Below are 25,356 nucleotides of genomic sequence, written 5' to 3' on the forward strand. Positions count from 1 at the left end.
ACGTGCCGACGTTCGTGGACCAGCTCGACCTCCCCGGCACCCGGTTCGCCGGGGTCTTCACCCCGGGGGAGCGACGCGACGCGGCCGAGCGCGCCGCGCAGGTCGGTCGTGGGCAGCACGGTGGCGGCGAGGGTCGCCACCTCGCGGCGCGCTGGGCGGCGAAGGAGGCCTTCGTGAAGGCCTGGTCGGCCTCGATCTTCGGCGAGCCGCCGGTCATGGGCGACGAGGTGCTGGGACTCGTCGAGGTGGTGTGCGACGCGTGGGGCCGTCCCCGCCTGCGCCTGCACGGGGAGGTCGCGGAGCACCTGTCCGGCGTGGAGGCGCACGTCAGCCTCAGCCACGACGGTGACCATGCCGTCGCCTACGTCGTCCTGGCAGAGGGTGTGCGTCGCTAGGGTCGTCCCATGACCACCGAGGGCCGTGGCGACCGTCGTTGGCCGCGCAGCGTGTACGGCGTCGGCGACGAGCCTGATCCGCGCTTCTCGCTCGCGAACGAGCGCACGTTCCTCGCCTGGATCCGTACCTCGTTGGCCCTGCTGGCCGGGGCGGTGGCGGTGCACGTGCTCGATCTCGAGCTGCCCGACCTCGTGGTGGCCCTGACGTCGACCGGGCTCGCGCTCGCCGGTGCGCTGTGCGCCACGCATGCCTGGCGGAGCTGGGCGCGTACCGAGCGCGCGATGCGCCAGGGTCGGCCGCTGCCCTCCAACGGGGTCGGGGTCCTGCTCGTCGGAGCGGTGGTCGTGGCCTGCGTCGTCCTGGTCGTGCTGGCGGTGCCCGGGTGAGTCCTCCGCCGGCTGTTCCGCAGGAGCGGACCTGGCTCGCCTGGCGGCGCACCGCCGCGTCGTGCGTGGTGCTGGGGCTGCTGGTGGCGCGGGTCGCCTGGATCGAGGGCACGGCGGTGACCGTGGTCTCCGCCGTGCTCGTGCTCGCGATGGTCGGATGGGTCGGCGCCCTGGTGCTTCGGGATCGAGGAGCGTCGTCGAGCGTCGGTGAGGTGTCGATCGAGCTCATCGGCGACGGCCGGGTGCCGGCGAGCGTGGCTGCGCTGGCGCTCGCGGTGGCAGCGGTCGTCGTGCTGCTGGCCTGGTCCTGAGACGCCGTCAGCGCGCGTCGGGCTCCGACGACAGCAGGTACGAGGCGAGCAGCCGCTTGAGCTCGATGACGGCCTCGGCGTGGCCCTGGCCGTCGCGGACCGAGAAGTTGAGCATCGAGTACGTCACGTGCACCAGCACCTCGGCCATGATCCTGCGGCGCTCGCGCGGGGTGCCGGGGGTGAGGGGAGCGAGGAAGCGGGCCACGTCGGCTGCGAGCTCTCGTTCGGTGACGGCAGCGGTCGCGCGGGTGGCCGGTGTCGACTGCACCGCGAGCCAGACGGCCCGCCGCGACGGGTCGTCGGCCCACAGCCGCGCCATGTGGTCGATCATCCGGTCGAGGAAGCGCAGCCAGTCCAGCGACGGGATCATCTCCGAGAAGCTGGTCAGCTCCTCGTGGACGGCCACGGCATCCTGCCGGTCGAGCTCGCACACGATCACGTACTTGTTCGCGAAGTACTGGTAGAGGGTCCCGGTGGGGAGTCCGGCCCGCTGCGAGACCTCCTCGCAGGTGAACGACTCGAAGCCGACGTCGAGCAGGAGGTCGCGCGACGTGCGCAGCAGCAGCTCGAACTTCGCCCGGCTGCGGTCCTGCGTCGGGCGACGTCGGGGTTCGAGGATCTCCGCGGTCACGCGGCCCACCCTAGGGGACGGGCGCCGCGTGGCAGGCCACTTCGGCGCTCGACCTACTGATGAGTCACCTCACGGAGCCCGACCGACCGGCTGGTGCTCGTCGACGCCGTCAGGCGCGCAGGCCGGCCTGGATGAGCGGCTCGATCAGGTCGCCGATGCCGTCGAAGCCTGCGCCGAGCGTCTGTCCGTGCGCGTGCCGGTAGTGGATCCCCTCGAGGATCACGGCCAGCTTGAAGAACGCGAGCGCCAGGTGGAAGTCGATGTCGGAGACGTCGCGTCCGGACCGTTCGGCGTACCGGCGCAGCACCTCCTCGCGCGGGAGGTAGCCCGGAGCCTTCGCGGCGTCGGTGACCATGGCGGCACCCGGGCCGTCGGCCGCGCTCTCGGCGAGCTGCTGGTAGGCCAGCAGGATCGCGACGTCGGTGAGCGGGTCGCCCAGCGTGCTCATCTCCCAGTCGAGGACGGCCGTCAGACGGTCGCCACCCTCGGGGCGGGTGTCGACGAGCACGTTGTCGAGGCGGTAGTCGCCGTGCACGATCGTGCCCTCGCTGCTCGTCGGGATCGACGAGTCGAGCCGGGCGATGAGGTCGTCCATGCCGGGCAGGTCGCGGCTGCGGGACGCGTCGAGCTGCTTCTTCCAGCGACGGACCTGCCGCTCCAGGTAGCCGTCGGGGCGACCGAAGTCGCCGAGTCCAACTTCGTCGGGGGAGACGGCGTGCAGGTCGGCGAGCACGTCGACCATCCGCTCGGTGATGGTGCGGGTGCGCTCCTCGCCGATCTCGACCAGCTGGGCGGCGCGGGCGAAGGGTGTGCCGACGACCCGCTCCATCACGTAGAACGGCGCGCCGATGACCGCGTCGTCCTGGCAGAGGCCGTAGGTCGCGGGGACCGGCACGGCGGTGCCCGCCAACGCGTCGATGACCCGGTGCTCCCGCGTCATGTCGTGCGCGGTGGCGAGCACGTGCCCGAGGGGCGGGCGACGCACGACGACGTCGCGCTCACCGTCGGTGACGGCGTACGTCAGGTTCGACTTGCCGCCGGTGATGAGCGTGGCCTCGAGCGGTCCGGCGAGCAGGCCGGGGGCCTGGTCGTCGAGCCAGCGTCGAAGCGCGTCGAGGTCGAGCCCCTCGGGTCCGGTCACGTGCGATCAGTCCTTCGGTCCGCCGGCGACGTAGATGACCTGGCCCGAGACGAACCCGGCACCCTCGCTCACGAGGAACGAGGCGGTGTGGGCGATGTCGTCGGGCTGGCCCACGCGCTGCACGGGGATCTGCTCGGCGCTGAACTTGATGAAGTCGTCGAACGGGACGCCGATGCGCTCGGCGGTGGCCGCGGTCATGTCGGTCTGGATGAAGCCGGGCGCGATCGCGTTGGCGGTGACGCCGAACTTGCCCAGCTCGATGGCGAGGGTCTTGGTGTAGCCCTGGAGCCCGGCCTTGGCGGCGGAGTAGTTGGCCTGGCCACGGTTGCCGAGCGCCGAGGTGCTGGAGAGGTTCACGATGCGGCCGAACTTCGCCTCGACCATGTGCTTCTGGGCGGCCTTGACCGTGTTGAAGGAGCCGCGCAGGTGCACCGCCATGACGGCGTCCCAGTCGTCGACGGTCATCTTGAACAGCAGGTTGTCGCGGATGATGCCGGCGTTGTTGACGACCACCGTCGGTCCGCCCAGCTCGGCGGCGATGCGCTCGACCGCGGCGTCCACGGCGGCGGCGTCGGACACGTCGGCCCCGACGGCGATGGCGGACCCGCCCGCGGCGGTGATCGCGTCGACGGTGCCGGCGCAGGCTCCCTCGTCGAGGTCGACGACGGCGACGGCGAGGCCGTCGGCGGCCAGGCGCTGGGCCACGGCGGCGCCGATGCCCTGGGCGGCTCCGGTGACGAGTGCGGTGCGGCGGTTCTCGCTCATGCAGATTCTCCTGAGGTAAGCGCTTGCTTAGGTCTGGGCTCACGGTAGCGCACGGGTGCAGCCGCGGCCAGACCCCTCGGCGGGCGCGCGACTCCCGGGGCGAGGTGGGTCACAAAGATGAGGGATTCCTCGGCTTTGAGGTACAGTTGAGGAAACCCTCACGTTTACAGGAGATCGCATGACGCAGCTCGACGTGCCCACCGCCCTCGACGCGGGAGCCGACGCAGCAGTCGACAGCGGGCTGGACGCCGGCCGACCGCACCACCGTGACGTCCTCGCGCAGCGACGTCAGGAGCGGACCGCCCGCGTCGAGCCCCGTGGCCGACGCGTCAACACCGCGCGCGAACGCGCGCACCTCCTGGTCGACGAGGGCACGTTCGTGGAGATCTCGCCGTTGCGCACGGCGGGACCCTCCAGCGGCAGCGGTGTGGTCATCGGGTGGGGGCTCGTCGGCGGTCGACCCGTGGTCGTCGCGAGCCACGACGCGGCGGTCGCCTCCGGGGCCATCGGTGCGGTGTTCGCCGAGACGGTCCAGCGGGCCCAGCGCATCGCGATCGACCGTGGCCACCCGATCGTCTACATCAACGACTCCGGCGGAGCGCGGATCCACGACGGCATCCACGCCCTCCACGGCTGCGGCGGCATCTTCGCCAACAACGTCGAGGCGAGCCGGAAGATCCCTCAGATCTCGCTGATCCTCGGCCCGTGCGCCGGTGCCGCGGCGTACTCGCCCGCGCTCACCGACTGGACCATCATGGTCAAGGAGCAGGGCCAGATGTTCCTCACGGGACCGGAGATCGTGCGGGCCGCCACGGGCGAGGACGCCACCGCCGACGAGATCGGCGGGTCCGGCATGCACACCCGCACCAGCGGGGTCGCCCACCTCGAGGTGGACGACGAGCAGGCCGCGCTCGACGCAGCCCGCGGCATCCTGTCCTTCCTGCCGTCGCACGTGGGGGGCACCCAGGCCCTCGTCGAGCCGGTGCCCGCTCGCCCCGAGGCCGTCGCGCGTCTGCCGCACGTGGTGCCGGACAAGTCGAGCATCGTCTTCGACATGCACGAGGTCCTCGACGGCGTCCTCGACGACCGTCCCCGGCTCGAGCTCAGCCCTGAGCACGCCCCGAGCGTGCTCACCGTGCTGGCCCACCTCGACGGACGCCCGGTCGGCATCATCGCCAACCAGCCGAAGGCCCGCGGCGGCATCCTCGACGCGAAGGCGTCGGTCAAGGCGTCCCGCTTCGTCGACTTCTGCGCCCGCTACGGCCTGCCCGTCCTGACCTTCGTCGACGTGCCCGGCTTCCTGCCCGGCACGGTCGAGGAGGGTCGCGGCGTGATCACCCAGGGCGCCACGATGCTGCGCGCCTACGTCGAGGCGCAGTCGCCCGTGCTCACCGTCGTGGTGCGCAAGGCGTACGGCGGTGCCTACATCGCCATGGGCTCGCGCTCGCTCGGTGCCGACTTCACGTGGGCCTGGTCGGGCTCCGAGATCGCCGTCATGGGTCCCGGTGGCGCCGTCGCGCTCCTGCACCGACGTGCACTGAAGGACGCCGAGGACCCCGACACCCTGCGCGACGAGCTGGCCGCGGAGTACCGCGAGAACGTCGCCCGCCCCTACCTCGCCGCGGAGGCCGGCATCCTCGACGACGTGATCGTCGCCGAGGAGACCCGCGACCGCATGGTCCAGGCGCTCGGCGTCCTCGCTCCGCGCGGCCAGGGGAACCTGGCGTGAGCGCCCCCGGGACGTCGGCCGCGAAGGCCGACATCGTCTCCAACGTCTGGAAGCTCGTCACCGAGGTGGGAGCCCAGGTGGTCGAGGGCGACGTGCTGGCGGTCCTGGAGTCCATGAAGATGGAGCTGCCGGTGCACGCGCCGGCCACCGGCACGGTCTCCGAGGTGCTCGTGACCGAGGGCCAGATCGTCCAGGAGGGCGACACCCTCGTGGTCATCGAGACGACCGACCAGGGCGTCCCCACCCCGGCCTGAGAGCACGGTCTGAGAGCATCGTCGGGTGTCGAACCCGCCTCATGACCCGACCCGGCTCGAGCACGAGCTGCCCATGCGCTGGGCCGATCTCGACGAGCTGAGCCACGTCAACAACGTCGTGTACCTCGACTACGCCTCCGAGGCGCGCGCCGTGCACGTGGCCGCCGGTGAGCTGGCCGACCGCCCGGCCCGCTCGATCTCCGTGGAGTTCCTGCGCCCCCTGCTGCTCAGCCGCACGCCGCTGCGCGTGACGTCCACCGACGACGGCAGTCGGCTGGTGCAGGAGATCGCCCCCGCCACCAGTGCGTCGCCCTTCGCGCGGGTCACGTGGTCGGACGCCCTGGCGCCTGAGGGCGACGTGCCGGGTGGGGGCGAGGGCTACGACGTGGCGGTCCGGCGCAGCGACCTCGGGACGGGTGACGTGGCCACGCCGATCGCGGTGTTCGAGTACGCCCAGGAGGCGCGCATCGCCTCGGTGGCACGGGTGCGTGGCGCCGGTGGTGCCGGGCGCTTCGTCGTCGCCCAGGTCGACCTCACCCTCGGTGAGCCCTTCGGGTGGCAGCGCGAGCCCCACCCGGCCCGGACGGTCGTCACGCGGGTCGGCCGCTCGTCCTTCACCGTCACGACGCTCTTCGACGAGGGGCGGCGCGGGCGGGCCGACGCCGTGCTCGTCGGCTTCGACCTGCAGGCGCAGCGCTCACGGGTGCTCGACGACGACGAGCGCGCCGCGCTCTCGGAGCAGCTCAGTCCTCGTTGAGCGGCGCCGCGCCGCGCCGCACGGTGGGCGTGAGCCCGGGTGAGGCCTGGTCGGGGGAGGGCTCGTCGGCGGTGTTCACCATGAACGTCGCCGCGTGCTGCACGTAGGCCCAGAACTGGGCGTCCTGCTCGGGCGTGAGCTGCGCGGCGTCGAGCCCGGCCCGGAAGTGGTGCAGCCACCGGTCGCGCGCGGCCATGGTGACGGCGAACGGGGCGTGTCGCATGCGCAGGCGCGGGTGCCCTCGGGTGTTGCTGTAGGTGGTCGGCCCGCCCCAGTACTGCTCGAGGAACAGCGTGAACCGCTCCGCCGCGGGGCCGAGGTCCTCCTCGGGGTACATCGGGCGCAGCAGCTCGTCGGTGGCCACACCCGCGTAGAACACGTCGACGATGCGCGCGATCGTGGCGTGGCCGCCGATCTCGTCGTAGAACGAGCTCACTCGGGGGTCCTCTCGAACGGGATGGCCGCCGTGGACGGGATGCGGATGCCGGACTGGTCGAAGCGCCGCTTCACGCGCTGACGCAGGGTGCGGGCCACCAGCCACTGCTGCAGCGGTGCGGTCTTGAGCACGACACGGACGACCACGCCGTCCTTGTCGAAGCGCTCGACGCCCCAGACCTCCGGCTCCTCGATGATCACTCCGGCGAAGCGCTCCTCGTGGTACATCGCCTCCGCCTCCTCGGCCAGGATCGCCTGCACGACGTCGAGGTCGGAGTCGTAGGCGACGGTCACGTCCAGGACCGTCCGGGCCCAGTTCTGGCTCTGGTTGCCGACCCGCAGGATCTCGCCGTTGCGGACGTACCAGACGGTGCCGTTGACGTCGCGCAGCCGCGTGATGCGCAGGCCCACCGCCTCGACGATCCCGCTGGCCTCGCCGAGGTCGACGGAGTCGCCCACGCCGTACTGGTCCTCCAGGATCATCGAGACGCCGGCGAGGTAGTCCTTCACCAACGTCTGGGCGCCGAAGCCGAGCGCGATGCCCACGATGCCGGCGCTGGTGAGCAGCGGCGCGATGGGGACGCCCACGACGTCGAGGATCATGACGAAGGCGACACCGGCGATGACCAGGCCGACGATGGAGCCGAGCAGGTCTCCCATCGCCTGGGCCCGCTGCTTGCGCCGCTCGCCCGCGCCGGGGCGCATGTCCGACAGGATGGCGCCGGCCCGGGTGTTCGCGATGGCGCCGGGCACCTGGCCCTCTCCGGTCTTCTTGACGATGCGACCGATGGCCCGGCGGGCGACCCAGCGCAGCAGCAGCGCCAGGGCGATGATCGCCACGATGCGGGTCCCGCTGGTGGTGAGGGTCTCCCACGTCCAGGACTGGGGAAGGTTCACGTCGAGGCCGAGCATGGCTCCAGCCTACGGGCGATACGATGGTGGCCATGAAGGCTCCCGCGCGCACCCTCGCCGTCGTCGTCTCCACGCTCGTGGTGCTCGGCACGACCTCTGCCACCGCCTGGGCCGACTCGCCGGCCTCCGAGGCCTGGCCTGCGGCCCCCGAGCGCAGCACGCTCGAGTGGCTGCTGCTGTTCGGCGGCGGCACCATCGGCCTGTTCGTGGTCGTGTCGCTCTTCGGCCTCCTCACGGCGCGCAACAACTACGTGCCCCCGCCGCCCTCCACCGACCTCGAGGTGGCCCCGGGCAACGAGGCCGCCCACCACTGAGCCCGGCCGTCTCGGTGATTCCCATCAGCTGATGGGAATCACGAGCTCACCTGCGTTCTCACCCACTCACCATGGCGTGCCCGCCATGGTGAGTGGGGCGTTCCCATCAGCTGATGGGAATCGCGGAGCGGGCGCACCCGCTCCGACGCGTCACGCAGATTCCCAGGTCGACCTGGGAATCCCAGGGGCGCACGGCGTGCTTGCCGTGCACGGCTGAGATCCCCGTGCGTGGGTGGGAGATTCCCAGGTCGACCTGGGAATCTCCCGGCCGTGGTCAGCGGGGAGCGCGGGCGCGCAGGGCGCGGGCGAGGTCGTCGCGACCCTCGCTCACGTAGCGCTTGGCCGCGGCCGAGGCCTCGGTGGAGCCGAGCCACGCGTCGACCGCGTCGAGGGTGGACGGCACGGGGTTGGCGAGCGGGAACAGGTAGACCAGCGCCACCTGCCCGATCCAGACGCCCTTGTCCTCGATGACCGACTCGGCCATCTCGAGGTAGCGCTGCACGTAGGGCTCCAGCACGTCACCCTGCCCCGAGACCTGGAAGGCCGAGGCCGTCTGGCGACGGGTCTCGTTGGGGGTCGACTCATCGACCACCGCGGCCTGCCAGGCTGCCTCCTTGGCCTCCGCCGTGGGACGGATGGCGCGTGCGGCGGCGGCGCGCTCACGGCCGGAGATGGTGTTGTCGCGCTCCAGCTCGGCCGCGATGTCGGACTCGTCGGCCGCGCCCAGGCGGGCGAGGGCGGTCACGAACGTCCAGCGCAGGTCGGTGTCGACGTCGAGCCCGGGCAGGCCGTCCTCGAGCAGCGCACGCAACTGGTCGGCCGACGTGGCCGCGGCGGCGTAGCCGCGCACGAACGCCAGCTGGTGGTCGCTGCCCGGCTCCGCCGCATCGACGAGGGCACGCACCCCGGCCTCCCAGCGCTCGGCGAGCGGCGGCCGGTCCTCGTCGGAGGTGTACAGGTTGACGGCGGACTGACCCTGGCGCAGCAGCGACGCGACGGCGGTCAGGTCGGTCTCGGAGCCGACGCCGGCCAGCACGAGCGACACGAAGTCGGCCGACGCGAGCTCGGCGTCGCGCGTCATGTCCCACGCCGAGCCCCAGCAGAGGGCCCGTGGCAGGGACTCCGCGAAGGCCATGTCGTGCTCGACGAGCTGGCCGAACGACTGCTCGTCGAGGCGGATCTTGGCGTAGGTGAGGTCGTCGTCGTTGAGGAGCACGAGGGCCGGCCGACGCAGGCCGACGAGCTCGGGGACCTCGGTGAGCTCGCCCCGGACGTCGGTCTCGATGCGCTCGGTGCGCACGAACCGGCCGTCGACCACGTCGTAGAGACCGATGGCGATGCGGTGGCGACGCAGGGTGGGGTACTCCTCGATCGCGGTCTGCTCGACGGCGAAGGAGCTGAACGTGCCGTCGTCACCGGTCTCGAACCGGGCGCGCAACGTGTTGACGCCCGACGTCTGCAGCCACTCCGCCGCCCACGAGTCGAGCTCGCGGCCCGAGGCCTCCTGCAGCTCGACGAGGAGGTCCTGGAGCGTGGTGTTGCCGTAGGCGTGCTTGGTGAAGTAGGAGCGCAGGCCGGCGAAGAAGTCGTCGACGCCCACCCAGGCCACGAGCTGCTTGAGGCTCGAGGCGCCCTTGGCGTAGGTGATGCCGTCGAAGTTGGCCTCGACCGCGTGCAGGTCGTAGTTGTCGGCCGCGATGGGGTGCGTCGACGGCAGCTGGTCCTGGCGGTAGGCCCAGTTCTTGCGGTTGTTGGTGAAGCCCGTCCACGCGTCGGTGAAGCGGGTGGCCTCGACCGACGAGTGGTGCGCGGCGAACTCGGCGAACGACTCGTTCAGCCACAGGTCGTCCCACCACTTCATGGTCACGAGGTCGCCGAACCACATGTGCGCCATCTCGTGCAGGATCGTGTTGGCCCGCTGCTCGTAGGCGGCGACCGTCTGGCGGCTGCGGAAGATCATCTCGTCGCGGAACGTCACGCACCCCGCGTTCTCCATCGCGCCCATGTTGTACTCCGGCACGAAGAGCTGGTCGTACTTGCCGAACGGGTACGCCATCTGGAACGCGTCCTCGAAGAACGCGAAGCCCTGCTTGGTGACGAGCAGGATGTCGTCGGCGTCGAGGTGCTCGACGAGGGACTGGCGGCACCAGACGCCCAGCGGGATCTCGCCGTACTCGCCGACGTAGACGTCCTCGACGCCGTGGTACTCACCGGCCACGAGGGCGGTGATGTAGGTCGACATGGTCTTGGTGGTCTCGAAGACCCGGGTGCTGGCGGCGTCGGAGACCTCGATGGTCTCGGCGACGGGGGAGTTGGACACGACCGCCCAGTGCGACGGGGCCGTGACGCGGAAGTCGAAGGTGGCCTTGAGGTCGGGCTGCTCGAAGGTCGCGAAGACCCGGCGCGCGTCCGGGACCTCGAACTGGGTGTAGAGGTACACGCGGTCGTCGACGGGGTCGACGAAGCGGTGCAGGCCCTCACCGGAGTGGGAGTAGGCGCACGTGGCCTCGACGACCAGCTCGTTCTCGGCCTGCAGGTCGGGCAGCGGGATGCGGCTGTCGGCGTAGGTGGCCGGGTCGAGCGACGTGCCGTTGAGCGTGATGGCGCCGATCTCGGCACCGACCAGGTCGACGAAGGTCGACGAGCCCGGGACCGCCCCGAACCGCAGGGTCGTGGTGGAGCCGAACCGCTCCTCACCCGTGGTGAGGTCGAGCTCGACGACGTAGTGGTCGGTGGAGACGAGGCCTGCGCGCTCGGTCGCTTCTTCACGGGTCAGGTTGGTTCCGGGCATGCCGCCCACTCTATGCACGACGGCGGACACCCCGGAGCGCGGTCGGCGGCCGACCGTCCGGGATCAGGCGAGGGTGGCGTCGGCGTACGTGAGCCCACCGGCCTGGTCGAGCCGCAGGTCCACGAAGCCGGCCTCCACGAGCCACCGCCTCACGTCGCCGCGCCGGACCCCGGGGCCGAGCACACCGACCGCGCGACCGGCGAGGTGGACCGGGGCGAACCGCAGGCCGGCGTCGGAGCAGAACACGCTGACGACGATGCGTCCGCCGGGCTTGATCACGCGGGCCAGCTCGTGGACCGCGGCCTCCGGGTCGGGGAAGCAGTGCAGGCTCGTGAAGGCGAGCACGAGGTCGTACGTGTCGTCGGCGTCGTCGAGGTCCTGCACGTCGGCCTCGCGGGTCCGCACGGCGAGCGGTCCCGCATCGGGCAGGCCGAGTCGGTCGGCCTCTCGGCGCGTGCGGCCGAGCATGGCGGGGGAGATGTCGGCGGCGACGTACTGCAGCGTCGCCCCCGAGGGGATGTCGCGCAGGACCACGCCCCCGCCGCAAGGCACGTCGAGGACCGCGGACCCGGGCGGGAGCGCGGTCAGCTCGCGGCGGGCTCGCCGGTGCAGCTCGTCGATGCTCGACCCGACGCCCACACGCCACAGGAGCGCACCGAGCCGCGGGTCACCGCTGACCTTGTCGTACACGACCGCCCACGGGTGGTCGGACCGCCAGGCCCCGCTCACGTCGCGCATGCTGGGACGATAAGGCCTCGGCCGACGTCCTGGGGCAGGATGAGGGGGTGGATCTTCCCTTCGCGCGCTCCGAGCGCTCGTCCGTCGGGATCGAGTGGGAGCTCGCCCTCGTGGACGCGGACTCCGGCGACCTGCGCCAGGTCGCGCAGACGGTGCTCGACGCCGTCGCCCCCGCGGGTGGGGGCCAGCACCCGCTGATCCGCCAGGAGCTGCTCCTCAACACGGTCGAGGTGGTGTCCAGGCCGCGACGGACCGTGGCCGAGGCCGGCGCCGACCTGCAGGAGGCGATCGACGAGATCCGCGCCGTGACCGACCCCCTCCGGGTCGAGCTGATGTGCGCCGGCACCCACCCGTTCGCCCGGTGGGACAACCAGAAGGTCACCGACCAGGAGCGCTACGCGACGCTCATCGACCGCACGCAGTGGTGGGGCCGCCAGATGCTGATCTACGGCGTGCACGTGCACGTGGGCATCGAGGACCGCGACAAGGTGCTGCCCATCAGCAACGCGATGCTCGCGTACTACGGGCACCTGCAGGCGCTCAGCGCCTCCTCCCCGTTCTGGGGCGGCAAGGCCACGGGGTACGCCTCCAACCGGGCCCTCATGTTCCAGCAGCTCCCGACGGCGGGGCTGCCGTTCCACTTCCAGGAGTGGTCCGAGCTGGAGCACTACGTGCAGGACCTGACCACGACCGGCGTGATCGACGTCTTCGACGAGATCCGGTGGGACCTGCGTCCGTCGCCGAAGTTCGGCACGCTGGAGGTCCGCGTGTGCGACGGCATCCCGACGATGAGTGAGCTGATGAGCATCTCCGCGCTCACCCACTGCCTGGTCGAGCACTTCTCGAGCGAGCTCGACGCCGGTCACGACCTGCCCGACCTGCCGCCGTGGTTCGCCCAGGAGAACAAGTGGCGGTCCGCGCGGTACGGCATGGACTCCTGGCTCATCCTCGACCAGCACGCCCACGAGGACCTCGTCACGGCCGACCTCGCCCGGCTGCTCGTCACGCTCGAGCCCGTCGCCGAGCGGCTCGGCTGCACCGACGAGCTGGCCGGCATCGACGACATCGTCCGACGCGGGCCGTCGTACGAGCGCCAGCGCAGGGTCGCCGCCGCGCACGACGGTCGCCTCGACGCGGTCGTCGCCTCGCTCGTGGAGGAAATGCGAGCCGGTCGTCCGTTGTTGACCCAGACCGGCGCCGCACCCACCCCCGTCCCTCAGGAGGACCTGTGACCGTGAACGAGAGCACCCAGACCGAGACCGTCGACTTCTGGTTCGACCCGCTCTGCCCGTGGGCGTGGATGACCTCGCGCTGGATGCTCGAGGTGGAGCAGGTGCGCGACGTGCACACCGTGTTCCACGTGATGAGCCTGTCGGTGCTCAACGAGGACAAGGACGTCCCCGACGAGTACAAGGAGATGATCCAGGCCGGGTGGGGACCGGTCCGGCTGGCCATCGCCATCGAGCAGCAGCACGGCCAGGAGAAGCTGCGCGCGTTCTACACCGCCATCGGCACGGCTCGCCACCCCGGCGGACGCGACTTCACCCGTGAGCTCTACGAGGAGGTGCTGGCCGAGGTCGGCCTGCCCACCGAGCTCGCCGACGCCGCCGAGGACACGTCGCTCAACGACGCCGTCCGCGCGTCGCACGCCGACGGCATCGACCGGGTCGGCCAGGAGGTCGGCACGCCCGTCATCTCCGTCGCCGGCACCGCGTTCTTCGGCCCGGTGCTGTCGCCCGCACCGAAGGGCGAGGACGCCGGCAGGGTGTTCGACGGCGCACGGCTGCTCGCCGGGTACGACGGGTTCTACGAGCTGAAGCGCACCCGCGACCGCGACCCGATCTTCGACTGAGCCCGGGTCAGCCTTGTGAGCGACGCCCGGGTGTCGCTCACGGGCACGACGACGCGACGCCGGAGTCCTACGCTGGCCCCATGACGCTGCACCCCCAGGCCCGGGCCTACCTGGAGGCCCTCGGGTCCGACGAGGCCGGGCCGCCGCTGGACCTCGAGGCCGTCAGGACGATCCGTGCGCAGTCGCGGGCGGCCGCCCTGGAGCAGGACCGCATCGGCCTCGACCACGTGGCCGACGTCGACGCCGACGGTGTGCCCTGCCGCCTCTACCGTCCGAGGCTGGGCGCCCCCGTGGCCCTCTACGTCCACGGCGGTGGCTGGGTCATGCACGACGTCGAGACGCACGACGTCTTCTGCCGCTACCTCGCGCACGTCACCGGCTGGGCCCTGCTGTCGGTCGACTACCGACTGGCTCCGGAACATCCCTTCCCGGCCGGCCTCGACGACGTGGAGCGCGCCGCCCGGTGGCTCCGCGCGAACGGCCGCGGCCACCGGGTCGACGCCGACTGGGTCCCCGCGATCGGGGACTCCGCCGGTGCCAACCTCGTCGCGGGCCTGTGCGTGCGCGACCCTGCACTCCTCGACCACCAGGTCCTGCTGTACCCCGTCACCGACCGCCGGGCCCAGCTCGACCCGTCGCTCGATAACGCCGCGCTCCGCATCGACGACATGACCTGGATGTGGGAGGCGTACGCACCGGGGGACCGGGCCGATGATCCCGAGGTGAGCGTGCTCCGCGCAGCCGACCTGGCCGAGCAGCCGCCCGCCGTCGTCGTCACGTGCGAGCACGACGTGCTCCGCGACCAGGGCGAGGCGTATGCGGCCGCACTCGCCGACGCCGGCGTGCAGGTCACCGCGCACCGAGCCCTCGGGATGATCCACTCCTTCTGGCGGCAGCCGGCCGTCTTCGACGCGTCACGAGCCCTCGTGGTCGCGGTCGGCGGATGGCTCGACACGGCGCGGTCCGCGGCACGGGAGACATGATCGCGGCTGGCATACTGTCGCGCGTGGTGGAGCAGGCCGAGCCGGGGCAGACCGAGCGCCCAGCCTGGCGCCGCTTTCTCGACCGGCAGCTCAGCCGGGAGCCCCTGGTGGTCGTCCCCACCCACGCCTACGGCCTGCGAGGCGTCGCGGACGGACCTCCGGCTCCGCACCGTGTGGTGCCGCTGCAGCGGACCGCGCTGCTCGGCGCGGCCGTCGTCGTGCTGGTCGTGCTCGCCCTCACCCGTCCGACGGCCCTCGTGGCCGTGCCCGTGGTCGTGGCGGCCGTCGCGCTCGCGATCGCCGCGTCGGAGGGGACGCTGCGGCACTGGCGGCACCGCAGGCGTCTACGTCGCGCCCTGGTCCGTCACGCCCCGACCACGGCGATGGCCTACGCCGGCAGGTCGGGCGGTCCGTGGCAGCTGCGCATGTGGGAGCCCTACCTGCTCCGCTCCGGCGAGCCGAACGTCATCATCAACCTGCACGCCAAGTACGTCGAGCGGATCCTGACCGAGGGCGACGCCCCGCTGCGATCGCCCTTCGTGCAGCTGGGGTCGAGGGGGATGAAGGACCTCGACGCCGCGCTGGTCCCCAGCCTCCGCGCCTTCTTCTACGTGCAGAACGCCCAGACCAACGCCCGGTTCATGGCGCGCAAGGGCATCACCCACGTGTGGCTCAACCACGGTGACTCCGACAAGCCGGCCAACTACAACCCGCGCCACGCGGACTACGACGTCCTCGTCGTGTGCGGCCAGGCGGGCATCGACCGGTACGCCAACCACGGCATCCACGTGGACGCCGACAAGTTCGAGGTGCTCGGCCGGCCCCAGGCGTGGGACATCGAGCCTGCTCGCGGTGCCATCGGGTCCCTCGAGCAGCCGACCGTGCTCTACGCGCCGACGTGGCACGGTCTCGATCCCGCGGTCAACTTCTCCTCGCTCGAGCAGGGACCGAAGATCGTGGCCGCACTCCTGCGACGGGGGGTGCGCGTGGTCTTCCGCCCGCACCCGCTCAGCTACCGCTGGCGCATCCGCCGGGCCGTGGTGCACGAGATCCACGGGCTGCTGGAGGCCGACCGGGCCGCCGGCGGTCCCGCGCACGTGTGGGGGCCGCGCGCCGACGTTGAGTGGAGCGTGGCCGACTGCACCAACGCCTCCGACGCCCTCATCTCCGACGTCTCCAGCGTCGTGTCGGACTGGCTGCAGTCCGAGAAGCCCTACAGCATGACGGCGATGCGGTCGAGCGTCGAGGAGTTCCGCGACGAGTACCCCATCGCCCAGACCGCGTACGTGCTGCGCGGCGACCTCGAGAACCTCGACGAGGTCCTCGGCGACCTCCTCGTGGACGACCCGCTGGCCGAGGCCCGATCGGCTCGCAAGCGCTACGTGCTCGGGGAGTTCCGGGGAGAGGAGTCCGCCGACGCCTTCGCCGACTTCGTGCGACGCGTCGTGCGCGAAGGCCGCTGAACCGGCAACCGCCCGCTCTGGGACACTGAGCGCATGCGCGTGCACCTCGGAACCGACCATGCCGGCCTCGAGCTGAAGGACGCCCTCGCGGCGTGGCTCACCGACCACGGGTACGAGCCCGTCGACCACGGAGCGCACGAGTACGACGCCGACGACGACTACCCGCCGTTCTGCGTCGCTGCCGCCCAGGGCGCCGTCGACGAGCCGGGGTCGCTGGCCATCGTGATCGGTGGGTCGGGCAACGGCGAGCAGATCGCCGCCAACAAGGTGCGCGGTGCTCGCGCGGCGCTCGCCTGGAGCACGGAGACGGCCGCGCTCGCTCGTGAGCACAACGACGCCCAGGTGATGGCCATCGGCGGGCGCATGCACACCTTCGAGCAGGCCGTCGAGATCGTCGAGACCTTCCTGACCACGCCGTTCAGCGGAGCCGAGCGTCACCAGCGCCGGATCGACCTGCTCGCCACGTACGAGCGCACCGGCGGGTTCGCCTGATCGCCGGGACGTCCCGTGCCTGAGGGCCACACCCTCCATCGGTTGGCAGGACGGCTCACGAAGGCGTTCGCGGCGGACCGGGTGCGCTCGAGCAGCCCGCAGGGGCGCTTCGTCGACGGAGCCGGCCGGCTCGACGGGCTGGTGCTCGCCGGTGCCGACGCGTGGGGCAAGCACCTGCTGGTGCGGTTCGAGGACCTCGAGGAACAGGTGCACGTCCACCTCGGCCTCTACGGGGCGTTCCGGATCTCGAAGCACGCCGAGGGCGAGGTCCCCGAGGTGAAGGGCCAGGTTCGCTGGCGGCTCGAGGGGCCGGCGGAGTGGCCCAGGCGCACGGCGGACCTGCGTGGTCCCACGGCCTGCGAGCTGCTGCTGCCCGACGAGGTGGAGGCGCTCGTCGCGCGGCTGGGTCCCGACCCGTTGCGGACGGACGCCGAGCCCGACCGTGGCTGGCAGCGGATCCACCGGTCGAGGGCGCCGATCGCCACCTTGCTCATGGACCAGTCGGTCGTCGCCGGCATCGGCAACGTGTACCGGGCCGAGGCCCTGTTCCGGCACCGCATCGACCCGTTCCTGCCCGGGCGGGACCTGCCCGAGCCGATCTGGGACGCCCTCTGGGCCGACCTCGTCGCCCTGATGCGAGAAGGCGTGCGCACGGGCCGGATCGACACCGTCCACGTGGCGCACGGCCCGGCCGTCATGGGTCGGCTCCCGCGACGTGACGACCACGGGGGAGAGGTCTACGTCTACCGTCGTGACGGGCGGGAGTGCTACGTCTGCGGCGACACGGTGCGCACCCAGGTCCTCGCGGCAAGGAACCTGTTCTGGTGCCCGACGTGCCAGGCCGCGGGTACGCTCGGCCGGTGAGATCACGTCTTCGCCGCGCCCGGCACACCGTGGGGCGCTACGTCGACGACCGGGTCGTGCGGTGGCAGACCGGGACGCAGGAGGGCCAGGTCGCGGTCCTCGGGGCGCTGGCCGTCCTCAGCGCGGTGATCCTCGCCCTCTCCCTCGTGTCGTACCCGGTGTTCCCGGCGTTCACGTTCGTGATCCCGCTGCTGCTCGGCAGCATCACGCTCCGTTTCGAGCCACTGCTCGTGCTCGTGGGCACGATCGCCCTGTTCGTCGCCGTCACCGTCACCGTCGAGTCCCTCGAGGCCGGCATGACGACGAACCGGGTGAGCTCGCTCGTCATGATGACCATCGTCGCCGGCATCCAGCTGTGGGAGGCGCGGCGTCGGCGCAGCGGCCTTCCCGGTCCTCTGGGTGAGGCGATGCTGGTCGACCTCCGCGACCGGCTGCAGGCGCAGGGCAAGGTCCCGCCACTGCCGGCTCCGTGGCACGCGGAGTCCGCGATGCTGACCGCCGGCGGGGTGCACTTCTCCGGTGACTTCATGGTCGCCAACCTCAGCGAGGACGAGCGGAAGCTCGAGATGGTGCTCGTCGACGTCTGCGGCAAGGGTGTGGCCGCCGGGACACAGTCCCTGCAGCTCGCCGGCGCGCTCGGCGGCCTGATCGGGGCGCTGCCACCGCTGGCCCTGTTCGCCGCAGCCAACGACTTCCTCATGCGGCAGGACTGGGACGAGGGCTTCGCCACGGCGGTGCACGTGACGATCGACCTCGGCAGCGGCGACTACGGGATCATCAACGCCGGCCACCCGCCGGCGCTGCACTGGCATCCCGGCGCATCGGACTGGAAGACCGACCACGCCCGCGGCACGGCCCTCGGCATCCTGCGTCACCCCGACTTCCACGAGACCCGGGGGACCCTCGCGCCGGGAGAGGCCCTGCTGTTCTTCACCGACGGCGTGGTGGAGTCCCGCGAGCAGGGCGTGGAGGAAGGTGTCGAGTGGCTCCGGTCCGTGGCCGCGCGTGCCGTGCGGCCCGGCTTCGAGGGCGCCGCCGGCCGCATCATCGGACGGGTGAAGACCAAGGACGACGACCGAGCGGTGCTGCTGCTCGCACGTCGCGACTGACGCGCGGGCCGCAGCATCACCGGCCACGCGCATGTGGCATCCTGGAGTCGCTTCGGCCCCGAGAGCGGACGTAGCTCAATTGGTTAGAGTCTCTGCCTTCCAAGCAGAATGTTGCGAGTTCGAGTCTCGTCGTCCGCTCTCGGGGCCGAAGCCTGTTCCCAGCCGCGAGGCGTGGTCGAGCAGTCGGAGCCCGTTCGGGCCATCCCGTTCCCCGAGCGTGTCGAGGGGTGGGCGGTGGTCCCTCCTCGACGGCGGATCGGACGAGAGACGAGCGCGTGCCCGGATGCGTGACCTGGGTCCCGGGTCGTCAGGGTCGATCGGTCCGGAGCACGAGATCGGCCGCGCCGCGGGTGCCTTCGGCGGCGAAGAGGGCGCGCTCCTGCGCGGCCCACACGTCCCACCATGGCTCGTAGGTCTCGCCGTCGCGCGCGAGTGCGCGGGCCTTGCGGGTCTCGACGTCCGCCTCGACCCACACCAGGGCGCTCAGGAACGGGCGGAGTGGTCGCGAGCCGCTGCCGCAGCCGTCGAGCACCAGCAGCGGTACGGGCTCGACCGGCAGGCCGGGCAGCCAGGTGTCGCGCACCCAGCTCCACCGGCGGGGCCGTGCGACCTCGTCACGAGCGAGCGGAGCCAGCAGGTCCAGGGCCAGCGCAGGGGGCATCTGCGACAACCCTCGCCATCCCGGCACGAAGGTGTCGGTGCGCAGCACCAGCGCGTCGCTCCGCCGCGCCAGCTCGTCCGCGAGCGACGACTTGCCCGACCCGCTCGGACCGTCGACCGCCACGACCGTGGTCGATCCGCACGCCGGCAGTCGTCCGCGCACCAGCTCGACCACGGCGTCCATGCGGCCAGCGTAGGTTCGTGCCCGTCGCGGAGGACGCCCGGCAGTCGGTCCGGTCAGGCGAGTCGTTCGACGAGCGCGCGACCGAGGGCGCGGCCCGACACGAAGGCCGCCTCGACGGACGACGTCGGACCCCAGGAGTCGCCGCACGCGCCGATGCTGTCGTCGTCGAGGTGGAAGGGCGCCTCGCGCTCCTGTGCCGGGCGTGCGAAGGTCCACCGCTGGACGTGCGTGAGGGTCGGCTCCTCGCGCGGCACGTCGACGACCTCGCGCAGGGCGGCGAGCATCGGATCGGCGGCCGAGGCGGGGTCGGCCAGGTGCCGGCGGGCGCGCTCGGCGGTGCTGTGGGCGACGAGGACCGGGGCCCGGTCGCCACGGCGCAGCCCGTCGTCGGCGACCCACGTCAGGTCGGGGTGGTCACCGACGAAGATGCCGTCCTCCTCGGGCCAGGTGCGCCGGTCCCAGCCGACGGTGAGGGCGAGGGCCGGCTCGTACGGGTCGCCGAGGGCGTCGTGGGCGGCGGTGCCGGGCGCCACGATCCTGCGGGCCTGGGGGTCGGGCATGGCGAGCACGACGGCGTCGGTCTGCTGACCGTCGACGCTCGGCCGCTCCCCGACGGTCACGTGCTCCACGGGGTCCGCGCTGCGGACGTCGAGACCCTCGGCCAGGTCCTGGACGAGGGAACGGAGCCCGTGGGGCGCGGACCACCGGACAGGGCCGGGCTTCGGCTCACGCTCGCCGTCGGACCATGCCGTGAACGTGTCGGTCCACGGTCGTGCGAGCCCACGGCGCTCCCAGTCCTCCGCGACGGCGGCGAAGGCGTCGTCGCGGACCGTGAAGTAGCTGGCACCGATGTCGACCACCCGGTCGCCGTAGCGGCGCAGGGCCATGCGGCCGCCGGGTCGACGGCCGGTGTCGCGCAGCACCACCGTGTGTCCTCCCGCCACCAGCTCACGAGCGCACGCGACGCCGGACACGCCGGCTCCCACCACCACGACCTCTGCCATGTCCAGATCGTCGCACCCGTCGGCGAACCCGGCAGGACGAGACGAGCCCCCCGACCCGGGCGGGTGGGGGGCTCGTCGGAGCAGGCGTCGGCTCAGGCTGCGTCGCGCGTGGGGTAGTCGGTGTACCCCTCTGCGCCGCCGCCGTAGAACGTGTCCGGGTTCGGCTCGTTGAGCTCGTCGCCGTCGCGCCAGCGCTCGACGAGGTCGGGGTTGGCGAGGAACGGGCGACCGACGGCCACGAGGTCGGCAAGACCGCCGTCGACGATGTGCTTCACCTCGTCGAGGTCCGTCACCGTGGTGAAGCCGGTGTTGGCGACGACCACGCCGCCGAAGCGGGTGCGCAGGTCGCGGAACAGCTCGCCGTCGGGGTCGCCGAGGATGCTGAGGTACGCGATGCCGAGGTCGGCGATGCCGTCGACGAGCGCCTCGTACGTGGCACGGGTGTCGGCGGCGTCCTCCTCGAGCACGCCCTGGATGTTGTGGGCGGGGGAGATGCGCAGGCCGACCTTCTCGGCGCCGATCGCGTCGGCCACGGCTCGGACGACCTCGATCGTCAGGCGGGCCCGGTTCTCGGGGCTGCCGCCGTACTCGTCGGTGCGCTCGTTGGTGGTCGGTGCGAGGAACTGGTGGAGCAGGTAGCCGTTGGCCCCGTGCACCTCGACGCCGTCGAGGCCGGCCTCCACGGCGTTGCGGGAGGCCTGGACGAACTCCTCGACGATGCCGGGGATCTCCGACGTCTCGAGGGCGCGGGGCTCGACGTGCGGCTTCTGGCCCTCCGCGGTCACCATCTGGTTCGGCGCGGCGATGGCGCTGGGCGCGACCGTCTCCAGCCCGTCCTTGTTGTCGGGGTGGGCGATGCGACCCACGTGCATGAGCTGCGCGACGACGCGGCCGCCGCCGGCGTGCACGCCCTCGGCGACACCACGCCAGCCCTCGACCTGCTCGGGGGAGTGCAGGCCCGGCGTGGCGAGGTAGCCCTGCCCCACGGCCGACGGCTGCGTGCCCTCCGTGACGACCAGCCCGGCACCGGCGCGCTGGCCGTAGTACTCGGCGGCGAGGGCTCCGGGCACGCCTCCGGCCTCGGCGCGGTTGCGGGTCAGCGGCGCCATGACGAAGCGCTGGGGCAGCTCCCAGGCGCCGACGGTGATCGGGTCGAAGACGGTGGTCATGTCTCTCCTTCAGCTCGGGTGTCCCGGACGCTGTCCGGGCGGGGCCGCGGACGGCCCATCTCCTTCACTGTTCAACCATCTGCGCCACGACGCATTCCGAATCGCGGTGACTGTGGGGGGTCTCACCCGCTGGCGTAGGCTGACGTCCGCCGTCGCCGCTGGCGCGGGTCCGACGGCACCGGGATGTAGCGCAGCTTGGTAGCGCATCCGCTTTGGGAGCGGAGGGTCGCAGGTTCAAATCCTGTCATCCCGACCCTGTTCGGCCATGGGCGCGACGGTCAGCGCACCCGTACGCTCGCCCGCGCGCCCTGTGACGTCGTCATCCCGTCGCGCGAGGGTCGGAAGCGGACCCAGTAGGTCCGCTTCCCCTTCGGCTGGCGGGTGAGGGTCGTCGTCGCGCGACCGTCCACGACGCGGATCGTCCCGATGCGGTCCGAGCCCTTCCTCGACCGGTAGACGTCCAAGGAGCCGTCGACGTAGGCCGCGCTGACCTTCGCGACGGTCACTCTCCCCGACACGGCGACGCGACGGCCACCGCGCGGCGTCAGCGTGGCCTTCACGCTGCTGCGGGCGGACGTGACGTCGCGCGACGTGCTTCGCACGACCGCACGGGCGTATCCCGGACGCTGGACCGTCGCCTGCGCGACGACGTTGCGCCCGACGTCCGACGCGGTGGGTCGGTACCGCGTGCCGGTCGCGCCCTTGATCGCCTTCCCGTCGCGGAGCCACTGCCAGGTCGTGGTGCTGGGCGTGGGGGACAGCGTGCCGGTGCGGGCGGTGAGCAGCTCGTGGGCGACGGGCGCCGTCGTCGACGTGGTCGGTCTGCCGGTGAAGTACTCGGGGTCGCGCACCTCGACGGCCGGGGACGACAGGCTGCTCTCGATGCCCTTTCGCTGCGCCGTCACCTCGGCACTCACGAAGCTGCCGTCCAGCGTGCGAGGTGCCGTGAAGCTCGATCCGGTCGCGAGCAGGACCCGCCCTGGCCCGGAGCCTTCGTACCATCGCACGCCGGTGATCACGGCGTCGTCCTGGAACAGGACACCGGGGTCGACCGTCATGGGCCGGTCCCAGGCAACGGCGTGGGGGCCTACATCGAGGGTCGGGCCGACCCGCCAGTACGGCGCCCGGTGGGCGAGGTCGGTCCGGACGTCAGTCGCTCGTCGTGGCTGGACCGTGGCGTCGCGGCGGGCGTACTCGATGCGGTGCAACGGATCGCTGATGGAAAGCCCGTAGGTGCCCTCGCGCAGCCCGCCCAAGGTCCAGGAGCCGTCCGGGCCGGTGGTCGCCTCGGCCCGAGCCGCGTCGGAGGTGATTCGCACACCGTTCAGCGGCAGGCCGTCGGCGGTCCGGACCACACCCGAGAGCGTGCCGTTCGGCACCATCACGATCGGCTCGGCCACGGTGGTGCGGCCGGCAACGACGTCGACCCGCTGCGCCGCGTCCTCGCTGGTTGCGCCACCGGAGTAGGTCTGGGCGTCGGCTCCCTGCGTCCCGTAGCCGACCCCGGTCACCGAGGGTCCGCTGACCCGCACGACGGTAGGTCCGGAGTCGAGGCCACCTAGGTCGTAGTCGCCGTCGGAGGTGATGTCGCTGCGGCTCACCGGCATCCAGCCCTCGTCGCCTCTCTGCTGGAAGGCCTCGACGTAGGAGACGCGGGGCAGCAGCGACCCGTCCGCCCGTGACACGAGACCGGTCAGGTGGCCTCCCGGCCGCGGAACGAAGGAGGTGAGGTCGACGGAGGAGTCGGGCTCCACCCGGAGGACCCTCGCGTCGTCGGGACTCTCCGAGGTCGGGAAGTAGGTGGTGGAGACGTCCTCGAAACCAGATCCGAAGGTGGGGTAGGGCTTGCGGTACCAGGCGACCCGATAGTCGCCCGTCGGAAGGTGGAAGTCCACGGTCTCGGCCCCGACGACGAACGGGTGCTGCGTCCAGTCGACGGTCCTCCACGTGCCTTCGTCGAGTCGTTCGAACCGCAGCTGCGTGCGCTCGGCCCAGGTTCGTCCGATGGTGATCGTCCCGGACGCCGAGGCGACGGCTGGTGCCGACAGGAGCGTGACGCCCAGCATGGTCGCGAGGAGGGCGGCGACGAAGCGGGATGCGCGGTTCATGACCGAAATCTAGGACGTTCCCCCCGGTTGTGCCTCCCGAACGTCGAGGACGGTCTCACATGTCGCGGTAGCGCTGCGCCGCGTCGAGCTTCTCACGGAGCATGTCCGCGGTGACCTGGCGCGGCGGCGCGTCGACGTCGCCGGTCTCGGGGTCGATGTAGAGCCCGGCGTAGGCGGCGGTGTCGCGCTGGTAGCGCCAGCCCTCGGCGAGCGGGCCGACGTCGTACGCGTCGTAGCCGAGGGCGTCGAGGACCTCCGTGACCGTGCGCTTGGCCTCGTCGTGGTCCCCGGCGATGGCCAGGACGGACCGCTCCGGATCACCGGTGGGGCGCTGCAGTGTTCCGAGGTGCTTGAAGTAGATGTTGTTGAACGCCTTCACGACGTGCGACTCGGGCAGGTGCTCCTGCGTGAGCTCGCTCGTGGTGGTCGACTCGTCGTCGAGCCGCGCCACCTGGCCGTCGCGCTGCGGGTAGTAGTTGTTGGTGTCGATGACGACCTTGCCCCGCAACGGCTCGACAGGGACGTCGGACAGCGCCTTCAGCGGCACCGTCACGACCGCGACGTCTGCGGCCTCCGCGGCCTCGACGGGTGTCGCCGCTCTGGCCCGCGGTCCGAGGCGGTCGACGAGCTCGGTCAAGGTCGCGGGGCCGCGACGGTTGCTGAGCACGACGTCGTAGCCCGCGTCGACGGCCAGCTGTGCGACCGTGCTGCCGATGTGTCCGCTGCCGATGAGTCCGATGGTGGTCATGCCCAGATCAACACGACGGATGCATCGGGTGTTCCACTCGCTCGCCCATCGATGGATCCTCAACCACAGGCGGACGTCTGAGGTTGAGGATCCACCGATGCGGGCGCTGATGTTGAGGATCCACCGATGGGGGGAGTCAGACGAGGGCGCGCAGGGCGGTGTCGGCGGCGCGCAGGGCGTCGCGGTCCCAGGTGGAGGTGGAGGCGAGCAGCTCGTCGGCGCCGGTGCGGTCGGCCAGGTGCTCGAGGGTGCGCCGCACGGTCGCCGGGTCGCCAGCGATCGCCCGGTCCAACGACGTCTCCACCCGCCTCCGCACCTGGTCGGGCCAGTCCTGGGCGCGGATCGACGCGGGTGGCTCCAGGGGTGGGAACTCGCCCGTCCGGCGCGAGACCGCCATGGCCCACGCCTCGGGCAGTGCCAGCTCGCGGGCCGTCTCGACGTCGTCGGCCACGTGCACGTCGGCCGACACCACGACGGACGGTCGGTCCTGCTCCGACGAGGGCACGAAGGTGCGTCGGTAGGCCGCCAGGGCCGACGGGAGCTCGTCGGACCACAGCACCGGTCCACCGACGACCACGGGCAGACCCAGCTCGGCAGCCAGCGCGATGCCGCGACCAGTGGCGAGCAGGAACATCGGGACGGGACCGCCCTCCGGCCGCACCGTCACCGGGCCTGCGCCGGACAGGTGGTCGCGCAGCTCGCGCACGTCGTCGGCGAAGCGGTCCGGTGCGTCCGCGGCCTCCCGCAGGGCGGCACGGACCGGCGGGGTGAAGCCCGACGAACGACCGAGCCCGACGTCGACGCGACCCGGGTTGAGGGCCTCGAGCATCCGCAGCTGCTCGGCCACCACGAACGGCTGGTGGTGGGGGAGCATGATGCCGCCCGACCCGATCCGGATGCGTGACGTCGCCGCTCCGATCGCCGCCATGAGCACGGGCGGTGACCCGCTGGCGATGCCGGGGACGCCATGGTGCTCGGCCACCCAGAAGCGCTCGTAGCCGAGCTGCTCGGCCCAGACGGCACGCTCCACGCTGCCCGTCAGCCCCTCGGCGTCGGGGCGGCCGACGCGGGTCCGGGAGCGGTCGAGCAACGAGAGCCTCACGTCGTCGTCAACACCGGACCGGGCCGATGGCTTCCGCGTCCGGACCGTCTCCTGGTCG

Annotated in this window: 27 protein-coding genes and 2 tRNA genes; 16 read left to right on the forward strand and 13 right to left on the reverse strand. The window is 72.0% G+C overall.

The window, feature by feature from the left end:
* The 3 genes from NUV38_RS06910 to NUV38_RS06920 all read left to right on the forward strand — a co-directional run.
* Window positions 1-395: holo-ACP synthase (locus NUV38_RS06910; RefSeq protein WP_308219664.1), on the forward strand; the 395-nt coding region annotated here is incomplete at its 5' end.
* Between the two features lie 9 nt (window positions 396-404).
* Window positions 405-782, forward strand: coding sequence for a YidH family protein (locus NUV38_RS06915; RefSeq protein ID WP_257728422.1), 378 nt, complete (start codon window positions 405-407; stop codon window positions 780-782).
* Window positions 779-1,093 carry a DUF202 domain-containing protein gene (locus NUV38_RS06920; RefSeq protein WP_257728423.1) on the forward strand — a complete coding sequence of 105 codons (315 nt, stop codon included), beginning with the start codon at window positions 779-781 and terminating at the stop codon, window positions 1,091-1,093. The genes NUV38_RS06915 and NUV38_RS06920 overlap by 4 nt, the downstream gene beginning before the upstream one ends.
* 7 nt (window positions 1,094-1,100) lie before the next feature.
* On the opposite strand, the gene NUV38_RS06925 is transcribed toward NUV38_RS06920, so the two are convergent.
* The 3 genes from NUV38_RS06925 to NUV38_RS06935 form a co-directional block, all read right to left on the reverse strand.
* Complete coding sequence (locus NUV38_RS06925) at window positions 1,101-1,724, reverse strand: TetR/AcrR family transcriptional regulator (RefSeq protein WP_257728424.1); 624 nt, start codon at window positions 1,722-1,724, stop codon at window positions 1,101-1,103.
* Window positions 1,725-1,833: 109 nt separating this feature from the next.
* On the reverse strand, window positions 1,834-2,865 hold the full coding sequence (locus NUV38_RS06930) for a phosphotransferase family protein (protein ID WP_257728425.1): 1,032 nt from the start codon (window positions 2,863-2,865) through the stop codon (window positions 1,834-1,836).
* A 6-nt stretch (window positions 2,866-2,871) separates the two neighbouring features.
* Window positions 2,872-3,630 carry an SDR family oxidoreductase gene (locus tag NUV38_RS06935; protein WP_055964923.1) on the reverse strand — a complete coding sequence of 253 codons (759 nt, stop codon included), beginning with the start codon at window positions 3,628-3,630 and terminating at the stop codon, window positions 2,872-2,874.
* Window positions 3,631-3,808: 178 nt separating this feature from the next.
* Between NUV38_RS06935 and NUV38_RS06940 the strand changes: the two genes are divergently transcribed.
* Genes NUV38_RS06940 through NUV38_RS06950 form a run of 3 tightly spaced genes read left to right on the forward strand, consistent with a single transcriptional unit; the run spans window position 3,809 to window position 6,370 of the window.
* Window positions 3,809-5,359, forward strand: a complete 1,551-nt coding sequence (locus NUV38_RS06940; protein ID WP_257728426.1) for an acyl-CoA carboxylase subunit beta — start codon at window positions 3,809-3,811, stop codon at window positions 5,357-5,359.
* Complete coding sequence (locus tag NUV38_RS06945; RefSeq protein WP_257728427.1) at window positions 5,356-5,613, forward strand: biotin/lipoyl-binding carrier protein; 258 nt, start codon at window positions 5,356-5,358, stop codon at window positions 5,611-5,613. The genes NUV38_RS06940 and NUV38_RS06945 overlap by 4 nt, the downstream gene beginning before the upstream one ends.
* A 25-nt stretch (window positions 5,614-5,638) precedes the next feature.
* Complete coding sequence (locus tag NUV38_RS06950; protein WP_257728428.1) at window positions 5,639-6,370, forward strand: acyl-ACP thioesterase domain-containing protein; 732 nt, start codon at window positions 5,639-5,641, stop codon at window positions 6,368-6,370.
* On the opposite strand, the gene NUV38_RS06955 is transcribed toward NUV38_RS06950, so the two are convergent.
* Both NUV38_RS06955 and NUV38_RS06960 read right to left on the reverse strand, forming a co-directional pair.
* Complete coding sequence (locus NUV38_RS06955; RefSeq protein WP_257728429.1) at window positions 6,357-6,806, reverse strand: globin; 450 nt, start codon at window positions 6,804-6,806, stop codon at window positions 6,357-6,359. The two genes, NUV38_RS06950 and NUV38_RS06955, sit on opposite strands and share 14 nt — an antisense overlap.
* Window positions 6,803-7,717 (reverse strand): mechanosensitive ion channel family protein, encoded by a 915-nt coding sequence (locus NUV38_RS06960; RefSeq protein ID WP_257728430.1) that lies wholly within the window; start codon window positions 7,715-7,717, stop codon window positions 6,803-6,805. The genes NUV38_RS06955 and NUV38_RS06960 overlap by 4 nt, the downstream gene beginning before the upstream one ends.
* Before the next feature lie 32 nt (window positions 7,718-7,749).
* On the opposite strand from NUV38_RS06960, the gene NUV38_RS06965 reads away from it, so the two are divergent.
* The gene (locus NUV38_RS06965; protein WP_257728431.1) at window positions 7,750-8,031 is read left to right on the forward strand and encodes a hypothetical protein; all 282 of its coding nucleotides are present in this window, start codon (window positions 7,750-7,752) and stop codon (window positions 8,029-8,031) included.
* Between the two features lie 274 nt (window positions 8,032-8,305).
* On the opposite strand, the gene pepN is transcribed toward NUV38_RS06965, so the two are convergent.
* Both pepN and NUV38_RS06975 read right to left on the reverse strand, forming a co-directional pair.
* The gene (pepN, locus tag NUV38_RS06970; RefSeq protein ID WP_257728432.1) at window positions 8,306-10,822 is read right to left on the reverse strand and encodes an aminopeptidase N; all 2,517 of its coding nucleotides are present in this window, start codon (window positions 10,820-10,822) and stop codon (window positions 8,306-8,308) included.
* 63 nt (window positions 10,823-10,885) lie between these two features.
* Window positions 10,886-11,560 (reverse strand): class I SAM-dependent methyltransferase, encoded by a 675-nt coding sequence (locus NUV38_RS06975; protein ID WP_257728433.1) that lies wholly within the window; start codon window positions 11,558-11,560, stop codon window positions 10,886-10,888.
* A 47-nt stretch (window positions 11,561-11,607) separates the two neighbouring features.
* Between NUV38_RS06975 and NUV38_RS06980 the strand changes: the two genes are divergently transcribed.
* The 8 genes from NUV38_RS06980 to NUV38_RS07015 all read left to right on the forward strand — a co-directional run bounded on the left by NUV38_RS06980 (window position 11,608) and on the right by NUV38_RS07015 (window position 18,461).
* Window positions 11,608-12,792, forward strand: a complete 1,185-nt coding sequence (locus NUV38_RS06980; RefSeq protein ID WP_257728434.1) for a glutamate--cysteine ligase — start codon at window positions 11,608-11,610, stop codon at window positions 12,790-12,792.
* A gap of 2 nt (window positions 12,793-12,794) precedes the next feature.
* Window positions 12,795-13,412, forward strand: a complete 618-nt coding sequence (locus NUV38_RS06985; protein ID WP_374626377.1) for a DsbA family protein — start codon at window positions 12,795-12,797, stop codon at window positions 13,410-13,412.
* A gap of 80 nt (window positions 13,413-13,492) precedes the next feature.
* Window positions 13,493-14,395, forward strand: coding sequence for an alpha/beta hydrolase (locus tag NUV38_RS06990; RefSeq protein ID WP_257728435.1), 903 nt, complete (start codon window positions 13,493-13,495; stop codon window positions 14,393-14,395).
* A gap of 23 nt (window positions 14,396-14,418) precedes the next feature.
* Window positions 14,419-15,858: a CDP-glycerol glycerophosphotransferase family protein gene (locus NUV38_RS06995; RefSeq protein WP_257728436.1), complete on the forward strand. Its 1,440-nt coding sequence runs from the start codon at window positions 14,419-14,421 to the stop codon at window positions 15,856-15,858.
* 33 nt (window positions 15,859-15,891) lie between these two features.
* On the forward strand, window positions 15,892-16,350 hold the full coding sequence (locus tag NUV38_RS07000) for a ribose-5-phosphate isomerase (protein ID WP_257728437.1): 459 nt from the start codon (window positions 15,892-15,894) through the stop codon (window positions 16,348-16,350).
* A gap of 15 nt (window positions 16,351-16,365) precedes the next feature.
* Window positions 16,366-17,214 (forward strand): Fpg/Nei family DNA glycosylase, encoded by an 849-nt coding sequence (locus tag NUV38_RS07005; protein WP_374626382.1) that lies wholly within the window; start codon window positions 16,366-16,368, stop codon window positions 17,212-17,214.
* Window positions 17,211-18,323, forward strand: coding sequence for a PP2C family protein-serine/threonine phosphatase (locus NUV38_RS07010; protein WP_257728439.1), 1,113 nt, complete (start codon window positions 17,211-17,213; stop codon window positions 18,321-18,323). The genes NUV38_RS07005 and NUV38_RS07010 overlap by 4 nt, the downstream gene beginning before the upstream one ends.
* A 64-nt stretch (window positions 18,324-18,387) precedes the next feature.
* Window positions 18,388-18,461: transfer RNA gene (locus NUV38_RS07015), tRNA-Gly, on the forward strand.
* A gap of 169 nt (window positions 18,462-18,630) precedes the next feature.
* On the opposite strand, the gene NUV38_RS07020 is transcribed toward NUV38_RS07015, so the two are convergent.
* The 3 genes from NUV38_RS07020 to NUV38_RS07030 all read right to left on the reverse strand — a co-directional run bounded on the left by NUV38_RS07020 (window position 18,631) and on the right by NUV38_RS07030 (window position 21,340).
* Window positions 18,631-19,167: an AAA family ATPase gene (locus NUV38_RS07020; RefSeq protein WP_257728440.1), complete on the reverse strand. Its 537-nt coding sequence runs from the start codon at window positions 19,165-19,167 to the stop codon at window positions 18,631-18,633.
* A 53-nt stretch (window positions 19,168-19,220) separates the two neighbouring features.
* The gene (locus NUV38_RS07025; RefSeq protein WP_257728441.1) at window positions 19,221-20,171 is read right to left on the reverse strand and encodes an NAD(P)/FAD-dependent oxidoreductase; all 951 of its coding nucleotides are present in this window, start codon (window positions 20,169-20,171) and stop codon (window positions 19,221-19,223) included.
* Between the two features lie 92 nt (window positions 20,172-20,263).
* Entirely contained in the window at window positions 20,264-21,340 is a 1,077-nt protein-coding gene (locus NUV38_RS07030; RefSeq protein ID WP_257728442.1) for an alkene reductase, read from the reverse strand.
* Window positions 21,341-21,519: 179 nt separating this feature from the next.
* On the opposite strand from NUV38_RS07030, the gene NUV38_RS07035 reads away from it, so the two are divergent.
* Window positions 21,520-21,593 (forward strand) — tRNA-Pro (locus NUV38_RS07035).
* A gap of 25 nt (window positions 21,594-21,618) precedes the next feature.
* On the opposite strand, the gene NUV38_RS07040 is transcribed toward NUV38_RS07035, so the two are convergent.
* The 3 genes from NUV38_RS07040 to NUV38_RS07050 all read right to left on the reverse strand — a co-directional run bounded on the left by NUV38_RS07040 (window position 21,619) and on the right by NUV38_RS07050 (window position 25,298).
* Window positions 21,619-23,448, reverse strand: coding sequence for a carboxypeptidase-like regulatory domain-containing protein (locus NUV38_RS07040; RefSeq protein ID WP_257728443.1), 1,830 nt, complete (start codon window positions 23,446-23,448; stop codon window positions 21,619-21,621).
* 55 nt (window positions 23,449-23,503) lie between these two features.
* Window positions 23,504-24,259 carry an NADPH-dependent F420 reductase gene (locus NUV38_RS07045; protein ID WP_257728444.1) on the reverse strand — a complete coding sequence of 252 codons (756 nt, stop codon included), beginning with the start codon at window positions 24,257-24,259 and terminating at the stop codon, window positions 23,504-23,506.
* A gap of 73 nt (window positions 24,260-24,332) precedes the next feature.
* Window positions 24,333-25,298 (reverse strand): MsnO8 family LLM class oxidoreductase, encoded by a 966-nt coding sequence (locus NUV38_RS07050; RefSeq protein ID WP_257728445.1) that lies wholly within the window; start codon window positions 25,296-25,298, stop codon window positions 24,333-24,335.
* Window positions 25,299-25,356 lie beyond the last annotated feature (58 nt).

The organism is Aeromicrobium sp. 50.2.37, from assembly GCF_024655735.1.
In the GTDB taxonomy this organism is placed as follows: Bacteria; Actinomycetota; Actinomycetes; order Propionibacteriales; family Nocardioidaceae; genus Aeromicrobium.

Bases quoted from the DNA above. Each gene is read 5' to 3' on its own strand.
- NUV38_RS06915 (WP_257728422.1), top strand. From the start codon at position 405: ATGACCACCGAGGGCCGTGGCGACCGTCGTTGGCCGCGCAGCGTGTAC.
- NUV38_RS06935 (WP_055964923.1), bottom strand. From the start codon at position 3,630: ATGAGCGAGAACCGCCGCACCGCACTCGTCACCGGAGCCGCCCAGGGC.
- NUV38_RS06940 (WP_257728426.1), top strand. From the start codon at position 3,809: ATGACGCAGCTCGACGTGCCCACCGCCCTCGACGCGGGAGCCGACGCA.
- NUV38_RS06960 (WP_257728430.1), bottom strand. From the start codon at position 7,717: ATGCTCGGCCTCGACGTGAACCTTCCCCAGTCCTGGACGTGGGAGACC.
- NUV38_RS06965 (WP_257728431.1), top strand. From the start codon at position 7,750: ATGAAGGCTCCCGCGCGCACCCTCGCCGTCGTCGTCTCCACGCTCGTG.
- pepN (WP_257728432.1), bottom strand. From the start codon at position 10,822: ATGCCCGGAACCAACCTGACCCGTGAAGAAGCGACCGAGCGCGCAGGC.
- NUV38_RS06975 (WP_257728433.1), bottom strand. From the start codon at position 11,560: ATGCGCGACGTGAGCGGGGCCTGGCGGTCCGACCACCCGTGGGCGGTC.
- NUV38_RS06990 (WP_257728435.1), top strand. From the start codon at position 13,493: ATGACGCTGCACCCCCAGGCCCGGGCCTACCTGGAGGCCCTCGGGTCC.
- NUV38_RS07000 (WP_257728437.1), top strand. From the start codon at position 15,892: ATGCGCGTGCACCTCGGAACCGACCATGCCGGCCTCGAGCTGAAGGAC.
- NUV38_RS07020 (WP_257728440.1), bottom strand. From the start codon at position 19,167: ATGGACGCCGTGGTCGAGCTGGTGCGCGGACGACTGCCGGCGTGCGGA.
- NUV38_RS07025 (WP_257728441.1), bottom strand. From the start codon at position 20,171: ATGGCAGAGGTCGTGGTGGTGGGAGCCGGCGTGTCCGGCGTCGCGTGC.
- NUV38_RS07030 (WP_257728442.1), bottom strand. From the start codon at position 21,340: ATGACCACCGTCTTCGACCCGATCACCGTCGGCGCCTGGGAGCTGCCC.
- NUV38_RS07040 (WP_257728443.1), bottom strand. From the start codon at position 23,448: ATGAACCGCGCATCCCGCTTCGTCGCCGCCCTCCTCGCGACCATGCTG.